Annotated in this window: 18 protein-coding genes; 10 read left to right on the top strand and 8 right to left on the bottom strand. The window is 59.1% G+C overall.

The window, feature by feature from the left end; genetic code table 11:
• Window positions 1–20: 20 nt before the first annotated feature.
• The 6 genes from MHM37_RS02485 to folE2 all read left to right on the top strand — a co-directional run bounded on the left by MHM37_RS02485 (window position 21) and on the right by folE2 (window position 4,886).
• On the top strand, window positions 21–767 hold the full coding sequence (locus tag MHM37_RS02485) for a metal ABC transporter ATP-binding protein (RefSeq protein ID WP_239295865.1): 747 nt from the start codon (window positions 21–23) through the stop codon (window positions 765–767).
• Window positions 757–1,593, top strand: a complete 837-nt coding sequence (locus MHM37_RS02480) for a metal ABC transporter permease (RefSeq protein ID WP_239295866.1) — start codon at window positions 757–759, stop codon at window positions 1,591–1,593. Before MHM37_RS02485 ends, MHM37_RS02480 begins: the two co-directional genes overlap by 11 nt.
• An 86-nt stretch (window positions 1,594–1,679) precedes the next feature.
• Entirely contained in the window at window positions 1,680–2,342 is a 663-nt protein-coding gene (locus MHM37_RS02475; RefSeq protein ID WP_343218239.1) for a DUF1826 domain-containing protein, read from the top strand.
• Window positions 2,343–2,455: 113 nt separating this feature from the next.
• Entirely contained in the window at window positions 2,456–2,920 is a 465-nt protein-coding gene (gene dksA, locus MHM37_RS02470) for an RNA polymerase-binding protein DksA (protein WP_239295867.1), read from the top strand.
• Between the two features lie 5 nt (window positions 2,921–2,925).
• Window positions 2,926–3,987: a GTP-binding protein gene (locus MHM37_RS02465; protein ID WP_239295868.1), complete on the top strand. Its 1,062-nt coding sequence runs from the start codon at window positions 2,926–2,928 to the stop codon at window positions 3,985–3,987.
• The gene (gene folE2, locus MHM37_RS02460) at window positions 3,984–4,886 is read left to right on the top strand and encodes a GTP cyclohydrolase FolE2 (protein WP_239295869.1); all 903 of its coding nucleotides are present in this window, start codon (window positions 3,984–3,986) and stop codon (window positions 4,884–4,886) included. Before MHM37_RS02465 ends, folE2 begins: the two co-directional genes overlap by 4 nt.
• Window positions 4,887–4,954: 68 nt before the next feature.
• On the opposite strand, the gene MHM37_RS02455 is transcribed toward folE2, so the two are convergent.
• The 7 genes from MHM37_RS02455 to csiR all read right to left on the bottom strand — a co-directional run bounded on the left by MHM37_RS02455 (window position 4,955) and on the right by csiR (window position 12,489).
• Window positions 4,955–5,704: a metal-binding protein ZinT gene (locus MHM37_RS02455; RefSeq protein WP_239295870.1), complete on the bottom strand. Its 750-nt coding sequence runs from the start codon at window positions 5,702–5,704 to the stop codon at window positions 4,955–4,957.
• 259 nt (window positions 5,705–5,963) lie between these two features.
• Window positions 5,964–7,238, bottom strand: a complete 1,275-nt coding sequence (gene gabT, locus MHM37_RS02450; RefSeq protein ID WP_219862931.1) for a 4-aminobutyrate--2-oxoglutarate transaminase — start codon at window positions 7,236–7,238, stop codon at window positions 5,964–5,966.
• A 56-nt stretch (window positions 7,239–7,294) separates the two neighbouring features.
• Window positions 7,295–8,233 (bottom strand): sensor domain-containing diguanylate cyclase, encoded by a 939-nt coding sequence (locus MHM37_RS02445; protein ID WP_153842143.1) that lies wholly within the window; start codon window positions 8,231–8,233, stop codon window positions 7,295–7,297.
• The gene (locus MHM37_RS02440; RefSeq protein WP_239295871.1) at window positions 8,234–9,028 is read right to left on the bottom strand and encodes an EAL domain-containing protein; all 795 of its coding nucleotides are present in this window, start codon (window positions 9,026–9,028) and stop codon (window positions 8,234–8,236) included.
• Between the two features lie 266 nt (window positions 9,029–9,294).
• The gene (locus tag MHM37_RS02435) at window positions 9,295–10,509 is read right to left on the bottom strand and encodes a CaiB/BaiF CoA-transferase family protein (protein WP_139525116.1); all 1,215 of its coding nucleotides are present in this window, start codon (window positions 10,507–10,509) and stop codon (window positions 9,295–9,297) included.
• A gap of 27 nt (window positions 10,510–10,536) precedes the next feature.
• Window positions 10,537–11,715: an acyl-CoA dehydrogenase gene (locus MHM37_RS02430; RefSeq protein WP_239295872.1), complete on the bottom strand. Its 1,179-nt coding sequence runs from the start codon at window positions 11,713–11,715 to the stop codon at window positions 10,537–10,539.
• A gap of 84 nt (window positions 11,716–11,799) precedes the next feature.
• Window positions 11,800–12,489, bottom strand: a complete 690-nt coding sequence (gene csiR, locus MHM37_RS02425) for a DNA-binding transcriptional regulator CsiR (protein ID WP_239295873.1) — start codon at window positions 12,487–12,489, stop codon at window positions 11,800–11,802.
• A gap of 111 nt (window positions 12,490–12,600) precedes the next feature.
• On the opposite strand from csiR, the gene lhgO reads away from it, so the two are divergent.
• From lhgO to MHM37_RS02405, 4 genes are all read left to right on the top strand, one after another.
• Window positions 12,601–13,794, top strand: coding sequence for an L-2-hydroxyglutarate oxidase (gene lhgO / locus MHM37_RS02420; RefSeq protein WP_239295874.1), 1,194 nt, complete (start codon window positions 12,601–12,603; stop codon window positions 13,792–13,794).
• A gap of 155 nt (window positions 13,795–13,949) precedes the next feature.
• Entirely contained in the window at window positions 13,950–14,909 is a 960-nt protein-coding gene (locus tag MHM37_RS02415) for a TAXI family TRAP transporter solute-binding subunit (RefSeq protein ID WP_139525120.1), read from the top strand.
• Window positions 14,910–14,927: 18 nt separating this feature from the next.
• Window positions 14,928–15,422, top strand: coding sequence for a DUF1850 domain-containing protein (locus MHM37_RS02410; RefSeq protein ID WP_139525121.1), 495 nt, complete (start codon window positions 14,928–14,930; stop codon window positions 15,420–15,422).
• Window positions 15,423–15,526: 104 nt separating this feature from the next.
• Window positions 15,527–17,539: a TRAP transporter permease gene (locus MHM37_RS02405; protein ID WP_139525122.1), complete on the top strand. Its 2,013-nt coding sequence runs from the start codon at window positions 15,527–15,529 to the stop codon at window positions 17,537–17,539.
• A gap of 81 nt (window positions 17,540–17,620) precedes the next feature.
• Here the strand turns inward: MHM37_RS02405 and MHM37_RS02400 are convergent, their stop codons facing one another.
• Complete coding sequence (locus MHM37_RS02400; RefSeq protein ID WP_239295875.1) at window positions 17,621–20,149, bottom strand: penicillin-binding protein 1A; 2,529 nt, start codon at window positions 20,147–20,149, stop codon at window positions 17,621–17,623.
• Window positions 20,150–20,290: the final 141 nt, after the last annotated feature.

Raw genomic sequence — 20,290 nt, 5'->3', positions numbered from 1 at the left:
TGCGTCAAGAGCGGATGTCAATGATGTCACTTGCATCTTCCCTCCATCGTGAAGCGGTACTCAGCGTTCGTCAGTTGAACGTTCGCTTCGGTGGGCAGCAGATACTCGAGAATATTCATCTCGACTTGTTTCGTGAACAGGTACTCACGTTGATTGGCCCCAACGGCTCGGGAAAGTCGACGCTGGTGAAAACCCTGGTGGGCGCGGTGAAGCCCACCTCGGGCAGCGTTACCATCGCTCCGAATCAGCGCATTGGCTACGTGCCCCAACGGCTCCATCTGGACCCTACGCTACCGATGACGGTCCAGCGCTTCATCAACTTGCCGCGCCGCCACTCACGTCAAGAGGTCGATAGCGCCCTTGAAGACGCCGGTGCCGAGACACTGCGGCAGGCCAATATGAGCGAGCTGTCAGGGGGACAGTTTCAGCGCGTACTACTGGCGCGAGCGCTGCTGGTCAAGCCCGACATTTTGATTCTCGATGAGGCAACGCAAGGCCTCGACCACCAGGGCACGGCGGCGTTTTATCGCCATATCGATAGCGTTCGCCGCACGTACGGCTGCGCCGTTTTAATGGTCAGCCACGACCTGCACGTGGTGATGCAGACCTCGGATCATGTGCTTTGTCTGAATCGCTGCGTCTGTTGCCAGGGCAAGCCCGAGCACGTGGCCTCGACCCAGGATTATCGCTCGTTGTTCGGTGACCAGGCCGCACAAACGCTGACGCTCTATCGTCACCAACCCCAGGAGACCGCCCATGCTGGATGACTTCATGTGGCGCGCCATGTTGGCGGGCATCCTCGTGGCGATGGCCGCCGCTCCGCTGGGCTGTTTCGTGGTGTGGCGGCGTATGGCGTACTTCGGCGATGCAACGGCCCACGCGGCCATTCTGGGCGTGGCGCTAGCGCTGTTGATGAATATCTCGATTTTCCTCGGCGTACTGGCGGTGGCACTGTTAATGGCCACCAGTGTTTCCCTGCTGAGCGGCCGTGGCTACGCCATGGATACGTTGCTCGGCGTGATGGCCCACTCGGCGCTGGCGATTGGGCTGGTCGCCGTGTCGTTTCTCAGCGGAGTGCGTATCGACCTTCACGCGTATCTGTTCGGCGATATTCTGGCCGTCGGTAAACAGGATTTGTGGGTGATCGGCGGCGGCGTGGCGTTGGTGTTGCTGCTGCTGTGCTGGCGGTGGCCCTTTTTACTGGCCGCCACGCTCAGCGAAGAGCTGGCCTACGCCTGCGGACTTCAGCCGCGTCGTGAACAGTTAGTGCTCACTCTGGCGTTGGCCCTGGTCGTTGCCGTGGCGTTGAAGGTCGTCGGTGTTCTGCTGATCGCCGCTCTGCTGATCATACCCGCCGCCACGGCACGTCCGTTTTGTCGCACGCCCGAGACCATGGCGCTGCTTGCCATGGGGGTGGCCATGCTGTCGGTGGCGGGAGGGCTGAAAAGCGCCTATCTCCTCGATACGCCGACCGGCCCTACCATCGTCTCGCTCGCCGCCCTGCTGTTCATGCTGTCAACGCTGATCTCACAGGGCTGGCGGTTCGTTCGCCAGCGCTTTGCGCTCGAGCCAGAGCGCTTTCCCATGCGTTAACGCCGCCGTGCTGGCAGCGGTCGGCCGTCTGCCCCGGTGCGAGCGTGTGGCCGTCTCCATCGATTTCTCACACTATCGGAGTTCACATGATGTCGTCGCCCGTTTCTTATGTATCCCCCGCTGACGCATGGCCTGCGCACGCGGCCATTGGTCAGGACATTAGCGTGTTACCGCGTATTTTCGAAGAGGCCGTGAATATCGCGATTTTCGAACGCCCCATGCCCGCTGAGATCGCCTTGAGTGCCCAAGCTCAGTGCCGAACGGAGCGCGCCTGGCAATATAGCTGGTTGGGGCAGCCCGACGATGCCATGGTGGCGGACCTGCTGCGTCAGCTTCCCGCACCCGAAGCAGCCAAGCCGCTGGTGGACGACATCGCCACCATTGCTGAAGCGATGGCCTTCCTATTCGAAACGCGTACCGTCGGTCTTCGCCTGCGCTTGTTTGATGGTGCCATGTGCCCCCGCTTTCACTGCGACAACCTGCCGGTGCGGCTCGTCACGACCTATGTGGGCCCAGGTAGCGAGTGGTTGCCGGAGGACGCCATCAATCGTAAAGGGCTGGGGGCGCCGCACCCCGATAAACCCGAGATTGCCACCGACAGTGCGGCAGTCCGGCGCCTCTCGCCCGGCGATATCGGTTTGATCAAGGGCAGCGGCTGGATCGGCAGCGAAGAGCGGGGGCTGGTGCATCGAAGCCCGGCACTGGAGAGCGGTAGTAAGCGCCTGTTGATGAGTATCGATCCCGCCTAGCGCTAGGAGTCTCTTTACAAACGACTCGGCAGCGCATGAGCGCCGAGGGGCACCCATGATCGCTGACTATTTAGTGTGACTTTATAACGTACTATTTTGGATGGGATGACGCTATGCCAGATCAAGGCAACCCCGCCGACACGCGCCCGAGAAAGGCTGATAAAGCCTGGGCAGATAAGCTCCTGGCGATGCCCGACAGCGACTATATGAACGACGAACAGCTCGCCTTTTTCCGTCAGCGGTTGCTGGAGGAGCGCGACGAAATAGAAGCGCATCTACAGGAGATCCGGCGCGTCATTGCTTCTCATGAGCGTGACAGCGACGAAGCCGATCAAGCGGCGTTCGAGGAGGAGCTGAGTTTGGCGTTGCGGCAAGCCGATCGCGAGAGCCGTCTGCTCAATAGTATCGCCGCCGCGTTGAAACGTATCGAAAGCGGCGACTACGGCTACTGCGACGAAACCGGAGAGCCCATCGGCTTGGCCAGGCTGATGTTTCGGCCCACCGCCAAGCTCTGTATCGAAGCGAAAGAGCGCCAGGAGCAGCACGAGCACCATTACCGCAAAGCAAGGTGGGGGTAGGGCATATGCAGGAACCATCGTTAACGCCCCTCAACCTACTCACGGGCTTTCTGGGCAGCGGTAAAACCACGCTGCTCAACCGCTGGGTACACCAAAGCTCCATGCACAACACCCTGGTGGTGATCAACGAGTTCGGTGCTATCGGGCTCGACCACCAGCTCATTACCCACAGCGATGAGCAGGCGGTGATCGAGATGAGCAGCGGCTGTTTGTGCTGCACGCTACGGGGGGATCTCAGCCGCACCTTGCAGCAAGCGTGCGATGGCTTGGAGGCGCAAGGCAAGCCACTGCCCGCCCGCGTGGTGATCGAAACCACTGGGCTGGCCGAGCCAACATCTCTGCTCCAACTGTTGATGACGGATCACTGGTTAGCACACCGATTCAGGCTGGATAGCGTGGTGTGCTGCGTGGATGCGGTCAATGGGGTTGCTACGTTGGATGCCCACCAGGAGGCGCAGCAGCAAGCCGCCGTGGCGGAAAAGCTGCTGATCACCAAGACCGACTTCGCGAGCGACGAGCAGGTTTCCCGCCTAGCGAATCGCTTGGCCAAACTCAACCCTGCCGCCGAGCAGTGGCAGGTGGTCAACGGCGAACTGTCGGCCGATCTACTGGTGGGCGCGGGGCTTTACTCGGAAGAAAGCCAAGCGTTCCAAGTGGCTCAATGGCTTAGCGCCAGCCGTTACGAGTTACATCCGGTGGAGCAGTACAAGGGGGCTTTTGCCAACTCGCAGGCCAACGCGGTCCAGCATGGCGATGGCATCCACTCCTTCTGCTTTAGTGTGAACGAGCCGATCGAGCCGGACGCCTTGGAAGAGTGGCTGAACTTGTTGATGTCCCTGATGGGCGAAAAGATGCTGCGCATGAAAGCCGTGGTACACCTGACCGACAGAGAAGCCCCGCTGGCACTGCACGGCGTGCAGCATATTTTTCACCCGCCGGCGCCGCTGCCCAAGGCCAGTGTGGGTGATCGTGTCTCCCGCTTCGTTTTCATTACCCAGAACGTGTCGCCCGATACCGTCGCAGGACTCTACCGCTTTTTTACCGCCGCTCAAGAGGTTACTCCATGATCGTTTCCACCATGCCCGATGTCGCCAAGCAAGCCCCTAATTCGCAGGGCACGTTGACCCGTGTGGGGATGGAGGGCATCGCGATGCCGGTACTGCTCGGCACCCAGCGCGTTGCTGCCAAGCTCGATGCCACGGTCAGCCTCGACGCGAAAGAGGCCCGGGGCATTCATATGTCGCGGCTTTATCTGGGGTTGGCACCCCTGGAGCAGACGCCGCTCTCCCTAGGGTTGGTGCAGAGCGTGCTCGAGCGTTTTTTAGCCAGCCAGGAGGGGCTGTCCCAGCACGCCTACCTCAGCATCGCAGGGGAGTTACCGCTCGAGCGCGCCGCGCTGATTAGTCCGCTCTCGGGGTGGAAGTACTACCCCTTCACGTTGCGCTGCGAGTTGTCCCCCGATGGGTTTCAATCGGCGCTCGATCTCGAGGTGGGCTACTCTTCGACATGCCCATGCTCGGCTGCTTTGGCGCGGCAGTTGATTCAGCAAGCCTTCGAAGAGGACTTTGAGGACATATCGCTGAGCAAGTCGGCGGTATTGGCGTGGCTGGGCAGTGAAGAGGGCATCTTGGCGACGCCCCATAGCCAGCGTAGCGTGGCTCACCTCACGCTTCGCCTTGCCACGACGGACGACGCTGCCATCTCGATAGAAACGTTCATGGAGAACATGATCGACCGGGTAGAGCGAGCCTTAGGTACGGCACTGCAAACCGCCGTCAAGCGCATCGACGAGCAGGCGTTTGCCTTGGCCAACGGGCAGAACCTGATGTTCTGCGAGGATGCCGCACGGCGGCTGGACACCACGCTGCGCCAAGCGCCAGGTGTGTCGGGGTTCCGGCTAAAAGTGGTGCATGCCGAGAGTCTGCATGCCCATGACGCGGGTGCCTATAGTGAATGGTGGGAGTGAAAGGATAGATGAAGAGAGCGCTGGCGTAGTGGCCAGCGCTCGGGGATGGCGAGTGTCGGGCTAAACCGTCAGTGAGCCAACATTTCGTCGACGATCTCTTCGCCACTGAGCGACGAAGGATAGTAGGTCGGCCAGTGGGTCAACTCCTCCAGCAGCGCTTCACGATCATCTCCCCAATACAAGTGGTAGTGGCCTGCATCCGTCGGATAGATGCTGTGGTCGCTGAACTGAATATAGTGGGGGAGCGCATCTTCGCTGGCGTCGTCTGCTAGTTCGAAGATGAAGCGAACGCCTCGGTTACCGGCCTCGTAATTCAAGATCTCGTAGCCATCGTACTGGTAGTCGCCGGTCATCGACTCGCCGTTGGCAAAGAAGGTGACGCTGCTGCCATCGATCACGATCCGCTCGACATCGGTGGCATAACCGGTGTCGTAGTAGGCTTTGTACTCTTCGGCAGTTTTATCGCCTTGTTCGGCTTTATGCGCGAAGACGGGGTCTAGAGTGCCGTCAAGTAAATAGGGATATACGGATTGCCAGTCGCCTTCCCAGTCGGAAAGCGCGCGATCGGCAATTTGCGCATCGTCGAAATAGCCCGCGTAAATATCGTTGTCATGCGCATGGCCCTGGTCGTGATCGTGGCTATGATTGTGGTCATGGTCATGGTCATGGTCATGGTCATGGTCATGGTCATGCGCATGGGCTTCACCATCATCGTGGTGATGGTCGTGATCGTGATTAGCAAAGGCATGCGGGGCGCTGGCTAGGATCGCAATGCTTAGCGCCATCGCGCAGGACTTCTTGTTAGCAAGTGTTGGCATGATCGAATCTCCGTTGTGTTGTTTTGATATGTTATAACGTATTGCAAGAGGCGTTCAATAGAGGAGTCGTGATTGACATCAACATGTCCGACAGTATCGCGTGTTTTCTGTGATGCTAAAGCTGCAGCGACGTGTACATAAGAAGGAGAGGGTGTTCGCGTGGGTCAGTAGGCCGGTTCCCCTGTTCATCTGACGAGATACGCCGTGCACAAACGACAGCGCCGCCCTTAGAGGCGGCGCTGTGGCTCGTATCGAACGCTTAGATCAGTGATTCCAGGCAGGACTCGATGATATCCAGGCCTTCATTCAACACGTCATCTTCAATGGTGACGGGCATCAAGAAGCGAATGGTGTTGCCGTACATACCGCAGGAGAGCAGGATCAGCCCCTCTTCGCGGGCTTTCTTGCACAGCGCAGCGGCCAGGTCTGGGTTTGGCGTGCGGTCGGTTTTGTTGTTGACGAGTTCGAACGCGGCCATGGCACCCATGTTGCGCACGTTGTCGATGCAGTCGAATTTGCTCTGCCAGCCACCGAAGCGCTGAGCCAGCTTTTCACCCACCGCTTGGCTCTTCTCGAGAATGTTCTCTTCTTCGAAGACTTGCATGACGGCCAGCGCCGCTGCACACGCAGTGGGGCTACCGGTATAGGTGCCGCCCAGGGAGTTCGGGCCTGAGGCATCCATGATTTTATCGGTACCGACCACGGCAGAGATCGGCATGCCGTCGGCCATGCTCTTGGCCATGGTCATCATGTCCGGCTCGACGCCGCTGTGCTCGATGGCGAACATCTTGCCGGTACGACCAAAGCCCGACTGCACTTCATCGATGATCATCAGCATACCGTGCTCATCGCAAATTTCGCGGATCTTTTCCAAGAAGCTCTTCGGGGCCGGATAGAAACCACCTTCACCCAGCACCGGCTCCAGAATGATCGCGGCGGTGTCTTTCGGGTTGGCGTCGGTTTTCAGCGCCATTTTCAGGCCGCGAATCGCTTCGTCTTCACTGACACCGTGATAAGGCACCGGGTAGGGGGCGCGGAAGACGGTGCCGGGCATCGGGCCGAAATCGGTTTGGTAGGGCGCGACCTTACCGTTCATGGCCATGGTGTAGAAGGTCCGGCCATGATAGCCGCCGTCGAAACAGATGACATTAGAGCGGCCGGTGGCGGCGCGGGCAATTTTTACTGCGTTTTCCAGCGCTTCGGCACCAGAGTTGGCCAGCATCACTTTGGCGTGGCCACGCACAGGAACGATGTGGCTCAGCTTCTCGGCCACTTTGACGTAGCCTTCATAAGGCATGACCGTTTGGCAGGTATGCATCACCTTATCTAATTGGGCTTTGACGGCGGCCACGACTTTTGGATGCCGATGCCCCACGTTCAACACGCCAATGCCGCCTGCGAAGTCGATGAAGCGGTTGCCGTCGGCGTCCCAGATCTCAGCGTTTTCGGCGCGATCCGCAAAGGCGGTAGCGGGGCTTGCAGCGCCCGCCGCGACGTATTTCTGCTTTAGTTCGTTAAGCTCGGCATTGCTCATGACTCAGCTCCTTTTAGGATAGGGTGTTGCTTTAGCATAGTGCGCAATAGCGTTGATCACACAGGTGACGGTGCGATGACAACCCGGTTGCGCCCGGCTTGTTTGGCCTGATACATCGCTTTATCGGCGCGATCAAGCATTCGAGTACTCGAGGCTTCAATGTAGCATGCGATGCCCGCCGATAGCGTGACGGTTAGCGCATGTTCGGTGTAGGGCGTTCGCGCGACTTCTTGGCGAATGCGCTCCATGGCGATACGGGCCGAATCGGCATCGACTTCTGGCATGATGATCAAGAACTCTTCGCCGCCAAGACGTATTTGGAAGTCGGTCTCTCGCAGCTGTTGATTGACGACCTGCGTCAGCGCTTGTAGAACGCTGTCGCCGGTACTGTGGCCGTAGGTGTCATTGATGTTCTTGAAATCGTCGAGATCGAACAGCACGATGCTGAGCGGGTTGCCGTAACGGCGAGAGCGCTCGATCGCCTCTTCGAGTTTGGCGAGGCCTTGGCGACGGTTGAGCAGCCCAGTGAGCTCGTCATGGTGGGCCAAATACTCCAAACGTTCGTTGGCCTGTTTCAAGCGCTCCTCGAGCTGCTTGCGCTGGGTGATATCGACGATGAAGGTGACTTTGCGCGATTGACCATCGTCGCCCTCGATACGGGCAGCTTCGGCGATGATGGTGCGGGCTTCGCCATTCTTGCAGCGCACTTCCCACTCCTGACGCAGTTCATGGGTCTCCTCGCCGTGGATGAACTCATCGTGGAGTTGACGCATTTGGGCGCGGTACGCCTCAGGCACCACGAGCGTGAAGTGCTGGCCAATCAGCTCCTCTTCTCGATAGCCGTAAAATTGACAGTAGGCCGGATTGACCATCTCGAAATACCCGTGAGGATCGGTAATGCAGATACCGAGAGGCGCCGTTTTGATGACGTTCTCCGTATTCCGTTTGGAACGGTTCACCAGTTGGTAGAGATGGTCCGTGCTCATGCTGGTCATTCAGCTCTCCGTGCGTCGCTGGGACTCTGACCGCAGCGCCTCGAGCAGCGTGGTCAATTCGGTGCCCAGCTTGCCGATCGCCGGTTTGGCATAGAAGAAGCCCTGCTGACGTGTAATCCCCGCCTGGGCAAGCCATAAGGCTTCAGCGCGGGTCTCGACACCTTCGGCAATCAGCGTCATGTCGAGTTCGGAGGCGAGCACAATAATGGCATTCAGCAGCGCCTGACGACGAGGGTCGTGGTCGCACTGTATCACCAGTTCGCGATCGATTTTCAGCTTGTCCGGGGCGAGGTCGGTGAGCAGGTCCAGGTTGGCATAGCCGTTACCGAAGTCATCGAGAGCGGTTTTGAAGCCCATGGAGCGATAGGCGTCGATGATGTTGCAGAGGTGTTGCCGGTCGCGCACACGCTCGGTTTCGGTGATCTCGAAAATGAGCTTGTCGGTTGGCCAGCCGACTCGCTGCGAGACTTCTAGCGTTGCCTGAATACATGCTTCCGGTTCGTATACGGCATTGGGAAGAAAGTTGATGGAAAGATCCGTTTCCATACTTAGTTCACTGGCAAGCTCGATGGCTTTGACTCGGCAGGATTGATCAAAGCGGTAGAGTAGGTCATCGGTGACTTGGGAAATGACACTCCAAGCCGACTCGCCATTGATGCCTCGAACCAAGGCTTCGTGGGTCGTCACGCGTGCCAGGGCAACGTCCACGATGGGTTGAAACGCCATCGTGAAATCAAAAGGGAGCGCTCCCTCGCAGCGTTTACACGTGCCATTTACCCGCGCGCAGTTACCCATAACGTCTCCTGACATGTTCGCTTGCGCTCGCTAACGTGGCGGCAATACCGCTCACCTTGATTGTCAAAAGCCCGAGTATGTCCGTGCTTTGTTAGACAGGTATCAACAGAGAAGATATCGCCAGTCTAGCGGCTTATGTCATGTCTGTATAGGTTTTGTATAGCGAAGTGGGCGATGAGGTGAACGCTTTCCTCCCAATAAAAAACGCCCCGAAGGGCGTTTTGAGAAGCGGGGCGGTAGGCTCGTTTGCCGCCAATAGCGTCTGATTAGATTATGCCCGCTTGGCGAAGCGCTAGGCGCTGCTCATCGCTGATGCCGATGGCATCCAGCACGCTGTCCGTGTGCTCGCCAAGCGTGGGCGGCGCTGTCGTGGCACTGATCGATTCGCCGTTGATGCGGATCGGATTGGCTACGAGGTTGACCTCACCTGCCTGGGAATGGGGCAACGTTTGTTTCAATCCGCGTGCTTTGACATGGGGGTCGTCGAACACGCGATCCAGGGTATTGATCGGCCCGCAGGGCACGCCCACGGCCTCGAAGGCCGAAAGCCAAGTATCGGTAGGTTGTGCGCCAAGTGCCAATTCCAGAAGCGGTATCAAGGTGTCGCGATGCTGAACTCGGCTGCCGTTGGTGGCGAAGCGCTCGTCTTGAGCGAGCTGCGGCTGGTCGATCACCTGGCAGAAGCGTCTGAACTGCTCGTCATTACCGACTGCCACGATCATATGACCATCGGCCGTGGCAAAGGCTTGATAGGGCACGATGTTGGGGTGTGCATTACCCAGACGTTGGGGCACCTGGCCAGACGTCAGGTAGTTCAACGCCTGATTGGCCAACACGCCCACCTGCACATCCATGAGTGCCAGATCGATATGGCAGCCTTTGCCACTATCGCGGCGTTGGTAGAGGGCCGCCAGCACCGCATTGGCGGCGTACAGGCCGGTAAAAATATCGGTGATGGCGACCCCCACCTTGACCGGGCCGCCCCCGGATTCACTGTCCGGTTTACCGGTCAGGCTCATGAGGCCGCCCATGGCTTGGATCATGAAGTCGTAGCCCGCCCGGTGGGCGTAAGGGCTTTCCTGGCCAAAGCCGGTGATGGAGCAGTAGACCAAGCCGGGATTGAGTGCTTTCAGGCTCGCGTAGTCCAGGCCATACTTTTTCAGCCCGCCCACCTTGAAGTTCTCGAGCAGCACGTCCGACTGCGCGGCGAGCTGCTTGATCAGCGCTTGGCCTTCGGGCTTGGCCATATCCACCGTCACCGAACGCTTACCGCGATTGGCGCACAGGTAATAGGCCGATTCCGTGCTGCCGGAGAGCCAGGGCGGCCCCCAGTGGCGGGTATCATCGCCGCTTTGAGGGCGCTCGATCTTGATCACCTCGGCACCCATGTCGGCCAGCATCTGCCCACACCAAGGGCCTGCTAGTACCCGAGAGATATCGAGTACTTTAATGCCTGCTAGGGGCTTGGCGGCTGTGCTCATCGGGTGCCTCGCTGAGTAGCTACGAATTTAGAAGAACGACTGGATGCCGGTTTGCGCGCGGCCCAGAATCAGGGCGTGCACATCATGAGTACCTTCATAGGTATTCACGGACTCCAGGTTCACCATGTGACGAATCACGCCGTACTCGTCGGAGACACCGTTTCCACCGTGCATGTCGCGGGCCACGCGAGCGATATCCAGGGCTTTACCGCAGTTGTTGCGCTTGATCAGCGAGATCATTTCCGGCGCCCAGTTACCGCTGTCCATCAGGCGGCCCACCTGCAGAGCGGCTTGTAAGCCCAGGGTGATTTCGGTCTGCATGTCGGCCAGCTTCTTCTGGATCAGCTGGTTGGCGGCCAGCGGGCGGCCAAACTGTTTACGGTCGAGGGTGTACTGACGGGCAGCGTGCCAGCAGAACTCGGCGGTGCCCATCACGCCCCAAGCGATGCCGTAGCGGGCTTTGTTCAAACAGCCGAAGGGGCCTTTCAGGCCGCTTACGTTAGGCAGCAGGTTCTCTTCGGGCACGAAAGCGTTGTCCAACACGATCTCGCCGGTGATGGAGGCGCGCAGAGAGACCTTGCCTTCGATTTTCGGGGTGGAGAAGCCTTCAGTGCCACGCTCGACGATGAACCCTTTGATCTGGTTGTCGTGGGCGGCAGATTTCGCCCATACCACGGCAATGTCGGCAATCGGACTGTTGGTGATCCACATTTTCGCGCCGGTCAGGCGGTAACCGCCATCGACCTTTTCCGCACGGGTAATCATGGAGCCTGGGTCGGAGCCATGGTCGGGTTCGGTCAGGCCAAAGCAGCCGACCATCTCGCCGCTGGCAAGCTTAGGCAGGTACTTATGCTTCTGCTCTTCGGAGCCGTAGGCTTCGATGGGGTACATCACCAGCGACGACTGGACGCTCATGGCCGAGCGGTAGCCGGAATCGACACGCTCTACTTCGCGGGCGATTAGGCCATAAGCCACATGGTTGACGCCCGCACCGCCGTACTCCGGAGACACCGTGGCACCTAGCAGACCCAGCTCGCCCATCTCGTTCATGATCTCGCGGTCGAAACGCTCTTCACGGAAGGCGCTGAGTACCCGAGGCTGCAGGTTTTCCTGGCAGTAGTCATGGGCGGCATCGCGGATCTGGCGCTCTTCGTCGGTGAGCTGGCTTTCCAGTAGAAGCGGGTCGTCCCAGTTGAAGCGTGTCATGGCGTGAACTCCGAAAGATGATCGTGTTGAGCCCAATGTATCGCCGTTATTTAAAAATTTCTACATTTTTTTAAAACGAAGATTTTAATCGATGCCACGGGCTTGGAGTACCCGGGTAATGATGGGGACTGGCGTCATTAGGTGGTCGCGCATCAGGTTAGCGGCCTGTTCGGCATTGCGGGCGAGAATGACGTCCACCAGCGTGGCGTGTTCTTGGCGTTTGATTTCAAGGGCTTGAGGCGACATGACGGTCTCTTTCAGCCATAAATGGCGGTAGCGCTCCACCTGATCGAAGAGGGTGTCGCGCATTTGCAGCAGGTGCGGCGAGTTACAGCCGCTGGCGATGGCGGTGTGAAACGCTTTGTGGCGCAAATCCCAACCATCCAGCAGCTCGTCGGGGGAGCTGACCTCGGTCACTTTGGCTAGCCGGTGGGCGGTCGCCAGTACGTTGGCTTCCCAATCGTCATCGCCGCGCTCGATCGCCAAGCGCAAAATCAGCCCTTCCAACTGGGCGCGGGCATCGTAGATATCGTTCAGCTCGGCCAGCGACATGGCGGCCACTCGGTAGCCGCGTTGACTGATGGCGACCACCAAACGGTCGGCCACCAGCTGTGAAAGGGCTTCGCGCAGCGGCCCGGTGCTCACCCCGTAATACGCTTTCAAGCGGCTCATCAAGAGCTTCTCTTCAGGCGCGTAGCGGCCGCGAGTGATGTCATGCTTGAGCGATTGGTAGGCGCTCATCGCGAGGTTTTGACGCGGGGCTTCATGCTCCATGGGAACTCCTTGAACCAATGTGGCTTAGACCAATGTAGGGGCGTGGCGGTCAACGCTGAATAGCGGCTATTATCAATAAATTTTGAAAATTTGGCACAGGTAACGACATTCATGTGGGATTTCATCATTGTAGGCGGTGGTATTTTGGGATTTTCCACCGCCATGCAGCTGCAACAGGCGTACCCAGATAAGCGCCTTTTGGTGATCGAGAAAGAGTCGGGAGCGGCCCAGCATCAAACCGGTCACAATAGCGGTGTGATTCATGCGGGGGTCTACTACACGCCGGGCAGCCTGAAAGCGACGTTCTGCTTGGAAGGCAATCGCGCTACTCGGGCGTTCTGCGACCAGCACAACGTACCTTACGACATCTGCGGCAAACTGTTGGTAGCCACCAATGCACTCGAAAAACAGCGCATGGAGGCGCTGTGGGAGCGCACCGCCGCCAACGGACTGGAGCGTGAATGGCTAGAGGCCGAGGCACTCAAAGAGCGTGAGCCCAATATCACCGGCGTGGCGGGGATTTACGTGCCTTCGAGTGGCATTGTGAACTACGCCGAGGTGACCCGTGCCATGGCGGCGGAGTTTACCCGCCTTGGCGGTGAGATCCGCTTTGACCACTGCGTGACCGGGTTGGAAGAGCGTACCAACGAGGTAGTGGTGACGACCCAAAAGGGCGCTTTCAGCGGTCGTTACCTCGTCTCTTGCTCGGGACTGATGGCCGATCGCGTCATCCGCATGCTGGGCAAAGACCCTGGCTTTACGATTTGCCCCTTCCGCGGTGAGTACTATCGACTACCCGAGCGCCACAACCAAATCGTCAACCATCTGATTTACCCTATTCCCGATCCTGCCATGCCGTTTTTGGGCGTTCACCTGACGCGGATGATCGATGGCACGGTCACCGTGGGGCCGAATGCCGTGTTGGCATTAAAACGCGAGGGCTACCGCAAACAGGACATGTCGCTGAGTGACATGGGCCAGATGTTCACCCACCCTGGTATCTTGAAGGTGTTAGGTAAACACTTGAAGCCGGGGCTCATCGAAATGAAGAACTCGCTCTACAAGCGTGGCTATCTCGAGCTGGTGCGTAAGTACTGTCCCAGCCTGACGCTCGACGATCTTACGCCTTATCCCGCGGGGGTGCGCGCCCAGGCGGTCTCTAATGATGGCAAGCTGGTGGACGACTTTTTGTTCGTGAACACCAAGCGCACGGTGAACATTGGCAATGCACCGTCGCCGGCAGCCACGTCGGCGCTACCTATCGGGGCGCATATCGTCGAGCACGTCAAAGCGCTGTTGAAATAAAAAGCCGCATGGCGCTGGATTAGCATCTTACGCGCCAGCCGTGCTAACTTCTGTCCACCGCTCCAAAGGCTGGCAACACCAGCCTGGGGCTGGGGCTTCACACCTCCTTTACGTCAACCATACCTATAAGTCCAAGTAGGACGGAGGAAACGCTCATGCGAACTCTAAAATATACCGTCGCCGCCTCCATGCTCGCCGTGGCGCTGCCTGCCAGCGCGCAGCAGCTCTCGATTGCCACGGGCGGTACTGGCGGCGTTTACTACCCCATCGGCGGTGGCTTTGCCGAAATGATCAACAACCATATCGAAGGTGCTCAAGCGACGGCTGAAGTGACCGGCGCCTCGGTCGAGAACATGGGCTTGATCATGCGTGGCGACGCCGATATGGCGCTGGCGTTGGCCGATACGGTCTACCAAGCTTATACCGGCACCGGCGATTTCGAAGGCCGCCAGATCGAGAACACCCGCGCGCTGGCGTCGGTGTATCCCAATGCCGTGCAGCTCGTCACTCTGGCAGAGTCTGACATTCAGAGCATTGCCGACCTGGCCGGTAAGCGTGTCTCTGTAGGCGCACCGGGTAGCGGCACCGAGCTGAACGCCCGTGCTCTGCTAGAAGCCAACGGCGTGAGCTATGAAGACTTCACGCCCCAACGTCTTAACTTCAACGAAACCGCTGACGCCATTCGTGATGGCGATATCGATGCCGGTTTCTGGAGCGTTGGGCCGCCCACCAGCTCCATTCTCAACCTCGCCGCGACCCGCGACATTCGCCTGATTAGCCTGTCGGATGAAGAGATCGCCAACGCTCAGGAAGAGGAAGCGGTCTTTGCACCTTACGAGCTGGCGGCGGGCATGTACGACGGTATGGACGAGGCGGTACAGACCATCGGTATCCCTAACGTGCTGGTCGTCAACGCCGATATGGACGAAGAGCTGGCCTACCAGTTGACTCAGCTGCTGTTCGAAAACACCGATGAGCTGATTGCTGTCCACCCGGCTGCCAATGACACCACCATCGAGTTCACTATGAACTCTACGCCGGTACCGCTGCATCCGGGCGCGCTTCGCTACTTCGAAGAAGTTGGCGCTGAGATCCCGGACCGTCTGCGTCCGTAACCCATTAGGAGCCGTGCCATGCAGTGGCAACGACGACTGATGGCGCTCTTACTGATGAGTGGTTTGTTCGCCGAAGCGGGGGCCTCCCCCGCTTCGGCGACTGCGTCTTGGCATCTGCGGGTCGTGACCGAGCAGGGCGACACGCTCGTAGATGCAGCCGCGCCGCAGGGCAGCCGCTGGTGCATCCAGTGGCAGCACTCTGTCGAGCACTTTACGGTGTTGGACTGTTACCGCAACGCGGGTGGCACGATGCAGCTCGAGCGCAGCCACCAACCGGATTTTGCCGCTGGGCTTGGGCACATTTTCGGGCGCGGCGAGCAGGTGTCGGACGGCCAGGGCGGTTACTGGATCAATGCCATCGACGAGCCAGTGGCGAACAATCGCTACGTACTACGGGTCGGCTCGACGGCCGTCAATCACCGCGTCATGTGGCCAGATGGCGAGCATCCCACCGTGAGCCTGAGTGAGCGAGCGGCTGGCCAACGCGTCACGATAGCCTTGTCATCGCGTTGAGTGTCGTTAGCCAAACACCTCATAAGTGCGCCGATCGATGTCGCTTTTCATAAAAATTAAGTGGGTGTTAACCCCCAAAGTTAGCTTATGCTTCCGAGGACTTCATGAACGAATCCACGCCACCGCCGACTGTGATGCCGGGCGGCAATGCGATTCAACCCCGCTTCGTTTTATGGTGTATCACCATCGTGGCGGTGGGACTGTCGTTATTCCAACTCTACTCGGCGGGTATTCAGCCGCTGGGCCTATTTTATCAGCGCAGCATTCACCTAGCGCTGATCATGCTATTGGCCTTTTTGATGTTTCCGGCCTTTGGGCCAAATCGTAAGCGCGGCATCGTGGGCTGGGGAATCGACCTGGTCTTCTTTGCCGGTGCGCTGATCACGGGTGGCTACTTGGTGTTCAACTTGGATGCCATCTTCAGTCGCGCCGGGTTCTGGAACCAGACCGATATTTTGGTTGCCTGTATTGCCACGGTCACCGTACTCGAGGCCAGCCGCCGCGCGGTGGGTTTTGGTATGACGGTGATTGGCTTGCTCGCTATCGTTTATGCGTTTGCCGGCCCCCGTGGGGAGCTTCCCTGGCTTGGCGAGTGGATGCCCGGCATCATGGAGCACCGTGGTTACAGCCTCGACCGCGTGGCCGGGCAGCTTTACCTGGGCCAAGAGGGCATTTTTGGCCTGCCGCTGGGAGTTGCCGCTACCTATATCTTCATTTTCGTCCTCTTCGGTGCTTTTTTGGAAAGTACGGGTGCCGGTAAGTTTTTCATCGATATGGCTTACGCTGCCACTGGACGCCAGCGCGGCGGTCCGGCCAAAGCGGCCGTTCTGGCCTCGGCGGGTATGGGATCGATTTCGGGCAGCGCCATTGCCAACGTGGTCACCACCGGCGCGTTCACCATTCCGCTGATGAAGAAACTAGGCTACCAGCCGAAGCAGGCGGGGGGCATCGAAGCGGCCGCCTCCACCGGCGGGCAAATCATGCCGCCGCTGATGGGCGCGGGTGCCTTCTTGATTGCCGAATATACCAATACGCCTTATTTAGAGATCGTCAAAATCAGCATTCTGCCGGCGATCATGTACTTTGCGACGGTCTATCTGTTCGTCCACATCATTGCCTTGAAACAAGGCATGCAGGGCATGGCCAAGAGCGAGCTGCCCCAAATGCGCCAAGTCATGAAAGATGGCTGGCACTTCCTCCTGCCGCTGGCGGTGCTGGTATGGCTGCTGGCCATGAGCATGTCGCCCATGCGCGTGGGGTATTACGCGGTCGTCACCATGGTGGCGGTGGCCGTCTTGCGCTATGCATTATGGTACTTCTTCGTGGCACCCAAACAGGGGCAGCCTGTCACGGTCGAGCGCACGAAATCGGTCGTGTGGGCAGGGCTCGTGAAGCTGGTCCAGGGATTAGAGTTGGGCGCGCGCAATGCCGTGGCGGTCTCCATGGCTTGCGCTGTCGCCGGTATCATCGTCGGCGTGGTCGGTTTGACCGGCCTGGGTCTGAAGTTCTCCTCTATGATGCTGGCGTTCTCCGGTGGCAACCTGGTGCTGGCACTGCTGTTGGTGCTGTTGGCGAGCCTAATTTTGGGGATGGGGTTACCGGTCACTGCCAGCTACATCGTTCTGATCGTGCTGGTGGGGCCAGCGCTGACCGCCGAGTTCGGTGTGCCGCTGTTGATCGCTCACTTGGTGGTTTTTTGGTACTCCCAGGACTCCAACGTCACGCCACCGATTGCCCTGGCGGGGTTTGCGGGGGCGGCCATTGCCGGCAGTAAACCCATGGAGACGGGCTTCCAAGCGTGGAAGTTTGCCAAGGGGCTCTACCTGATTCCGCTGTTCATGGTCTTCAATCCGGAGATCATCATTGGCGGGCCGGTGCTCGTGGTGGTATGGAATGCAGTCATCGCGCTACTGGCGCTATGTGCGTTCGCGGCCTCGCTAGAAGGCTACCTGTTCACGCGTATGTCTTGGCTGCCTCGTTTGGCCATTGGTGGCGCCATTGTCGGTGTGTTCTACCCAAGCTTGTGGACGGAGGTGGCCGGCGTCACGGTCATGGTCGTAGCCATCGCCGCTAACTGGCAGGCGAGCAAACGGGAGCCAACGCCGGTGGCCGGTTGATTTTGCCTAGGAGAAAAGCAGCACCAAAAAAGCCCGGGAACATTCGTTCCCGGGCTTTTACGTTTTAGCGTCGGTTCGTATTTAGAAGATCGACTCTGCCGTGCCAGCCCCCTGCGAGCCACTGGCTTCCTCAAGCTCTTGGCTAATGCGCCGAGGCTGGAAATCCGGTAGATGGTCTCTGTGGAACAGCTCGGTCATGCCGCCCGGTTGGTCATCGTGTAAACGACGGCCCGTCTCCGGGTCCACCCGTGCGGTGACGATGGTGTCGGGACGCTCTGGCAGTGCAGAGGGGGTTCCTTCGAGCGCATCGCCCATGAAGTCGATCCAGATGGGTAGAGCGGCATTCGCGCCATACTCGGCAATGGTGTCGTTGCTGTCTTTACCGACCCACACCGTGGTGACGAGATTGCTATTGAAACCGGCAAACCAGGCGTCTCGCTGGCTGTTGGTCGTGCCGGTTTTACCGACGATATCCTCACGGTTTAGGCTCAGTGCACCTCGGCCCGTACCGGAGGTAATGACGTCGCGCAGCATGTCTCGCAGAATATATACCGCTGCTGCGTCGGCCACACGAGGGGCGATCGGGTAGGTCTTGCCATCGATCTCGACGGTTTCCTGGCCCTCGGCGCAACTCACGCAGGCAACCTGCGGCGTAGCTTCATCGATCACTTCGTTATCGTCATCGCGGGTCACCCGCTCGATGAACCAAGGCGAGACTTGGAAGCCGCCGTTGGCGATCACCGCGTAGGCGTTGGTCATCTCCATGGGCGTGAGACTGGCGCTACCCAGGGCCAGTGACAGGCCGCGGGGCAGACGCTCCGGCGAGAAGCCGAACCCTTCCAGATATTGGATCGTGTGGTCGAGCCCCATGGTTTGCAGCACGCGAATGGTGACGAGATTGCGCGAACGTGCCAGTGCCGGGCGCAGGCGCATCGGACCTTGGAAGTCGCGGCTTGAGTTGACCGGGCGCCATAGTGAATCGCTGCCATCATCCAATACCACCGGCGCGTCGTTGACCACGCTCGCCGCGTTCATTTCGCCATCTTGCAAGGCGGCGAGATAAATGAACGGCTTGAAGATTGAGCCGGACTGACGCTGGGCTTGCACGGCGCGGTTGAACTTACTAGCGTTGAAGTCGAAGCCGCCCTGCAGCGCCAGAATCGCACCGGTGCGTGGGTCTTGCGCCACCAGCGAGCCTTCGGCGTCTGGACGTTGGGAAAGGCGCAGCGTGCCGTCATCGGTCTCGATGACGCGGATGAGGTCGCCCCGTTCGGCAATCTGTGCCGCATTGGTCGGTTCGGCCCCTCGGCTACGCGGGCTCAAATAGGGGCGCGCCCAGCTAAGACCACTCCATGGAATCGTTTGCAGCTCACCGCCACGAGTCAGCACCTGCATCTCACGGCCACTGCTCTCGACCACGATGGCAGGCTGCAGCAGGCCATAGTTGGGCGTACGCTCCAGTACCTGAAGCCAGTTGCTCACATCGCCATCCACGCCTTCGACTTCGGTTTGGCTACGCTGGGCAGCCTGACGAGCGGTTTGGCGGATCTCCGGCGACTCTGACAGCTCCTCTTCCAAACCCTGGGTAGTGGTCTGCTCTTGGGCTTCGACCAAGCTGGGGGCAATGTCCTCTTGCTCGGCACCCCGCCAGCCATGGCGTAAGTCGTAAGCGATCAGGCCATTGGCCAGCGCCTGACGGGCAAACGGCTGCAGTTCGCTATCGATGGTGGTGTAAATGCGGTAGCCACCGGTATAGGCGGTATCACCAAAGCGCTCGATGGCGTATTGGCGTGCCATCTCTGCCACGTAGGCGGCATCCACCTCGGTTTGGGTGTAGTGGCGGCGTGCGGTGACTGGGGCCTGAACGGCACTTTGATAGGTATCGTTATCGATATACCCAAGCTCACGCATGCGGAATAGGATCCAGTTGCGACGAATCAGCGAACGCTCGGAGTTGGCCAGTGGGTTGAACGCCGAGGGGGCTTTGGGCAGTCCGGCAATCATGGCGGTTTCCGCCAGGCTCAGCTCGGCGAGTGGCTTGTCGTAATAGGTCTCGGCGGCAGCGGCAATGCCATAAGCACGGTTACCTAGAAAGATCTTATTGACGTAAAGTTCGAAGATCTCCTCTTTGTCGAGAATCTGCTCCATCTGTAAGGCCAGCAGAATCTCGCGAATTTTCCGTGTGAACGTCTGGTCGAGGGTCAGCATGTAGTTACGTGCGACCTGCATGGTGATGGTGGAACCCCCCGATTGAATGGTGCCGCCACTCTGAACCAGCTCGACCGCCGCGCGCGCCAAGCCGCGCGGGTCGACGCCTGCATGATCGAAGTAACTGGCGTCTTCGGCAGCAATCAGCGCGTTGATCATGTCTTGGGGAATGTCATCGAAGTCGATCGCCACGCGGCGCTCTTCACCGAATTCGCCGATCAGCTTGCCGTCGTTGGTAAAAATCCGTAGTGGCGTGTGCAGTTCGAAATCCTGCAGCTGACGCACGTCGGGCAGGCCCGGCGAAAAATAGATCGCCGCACCGATCACCGCCAGTATGACCGCACCCGAGAGCGCAACGACCAGTGAAAATAGTGACAGCACAAGAGTCCGTAAAAACGTCATGAACAGTGGGCACCCGTAAAAAGAGGAGTAGCCAGGGCAGTATTAACGCCATGGCGCGCAAGTGGCTGCCATTATAGGAAGGGGAGGCAGCGGCCACCAGTGTTGATATGGCGTAGAGGCATTGGCGTGTGCCTTAACTAA

This window comes from Halomonas sp. MMH1-48 (genome assembly GCF_022348105.1).
Classification (GTDB): Bacteria; Pseudomonadota; Gammaproteobacteria; order Pseudomonadales; family Halomonadaceae; genus Vreelandella; species Vreelandella piezotolerans.
This window is presented reverse-complemented; position numbering and strand designations above follow the sequence as displayed.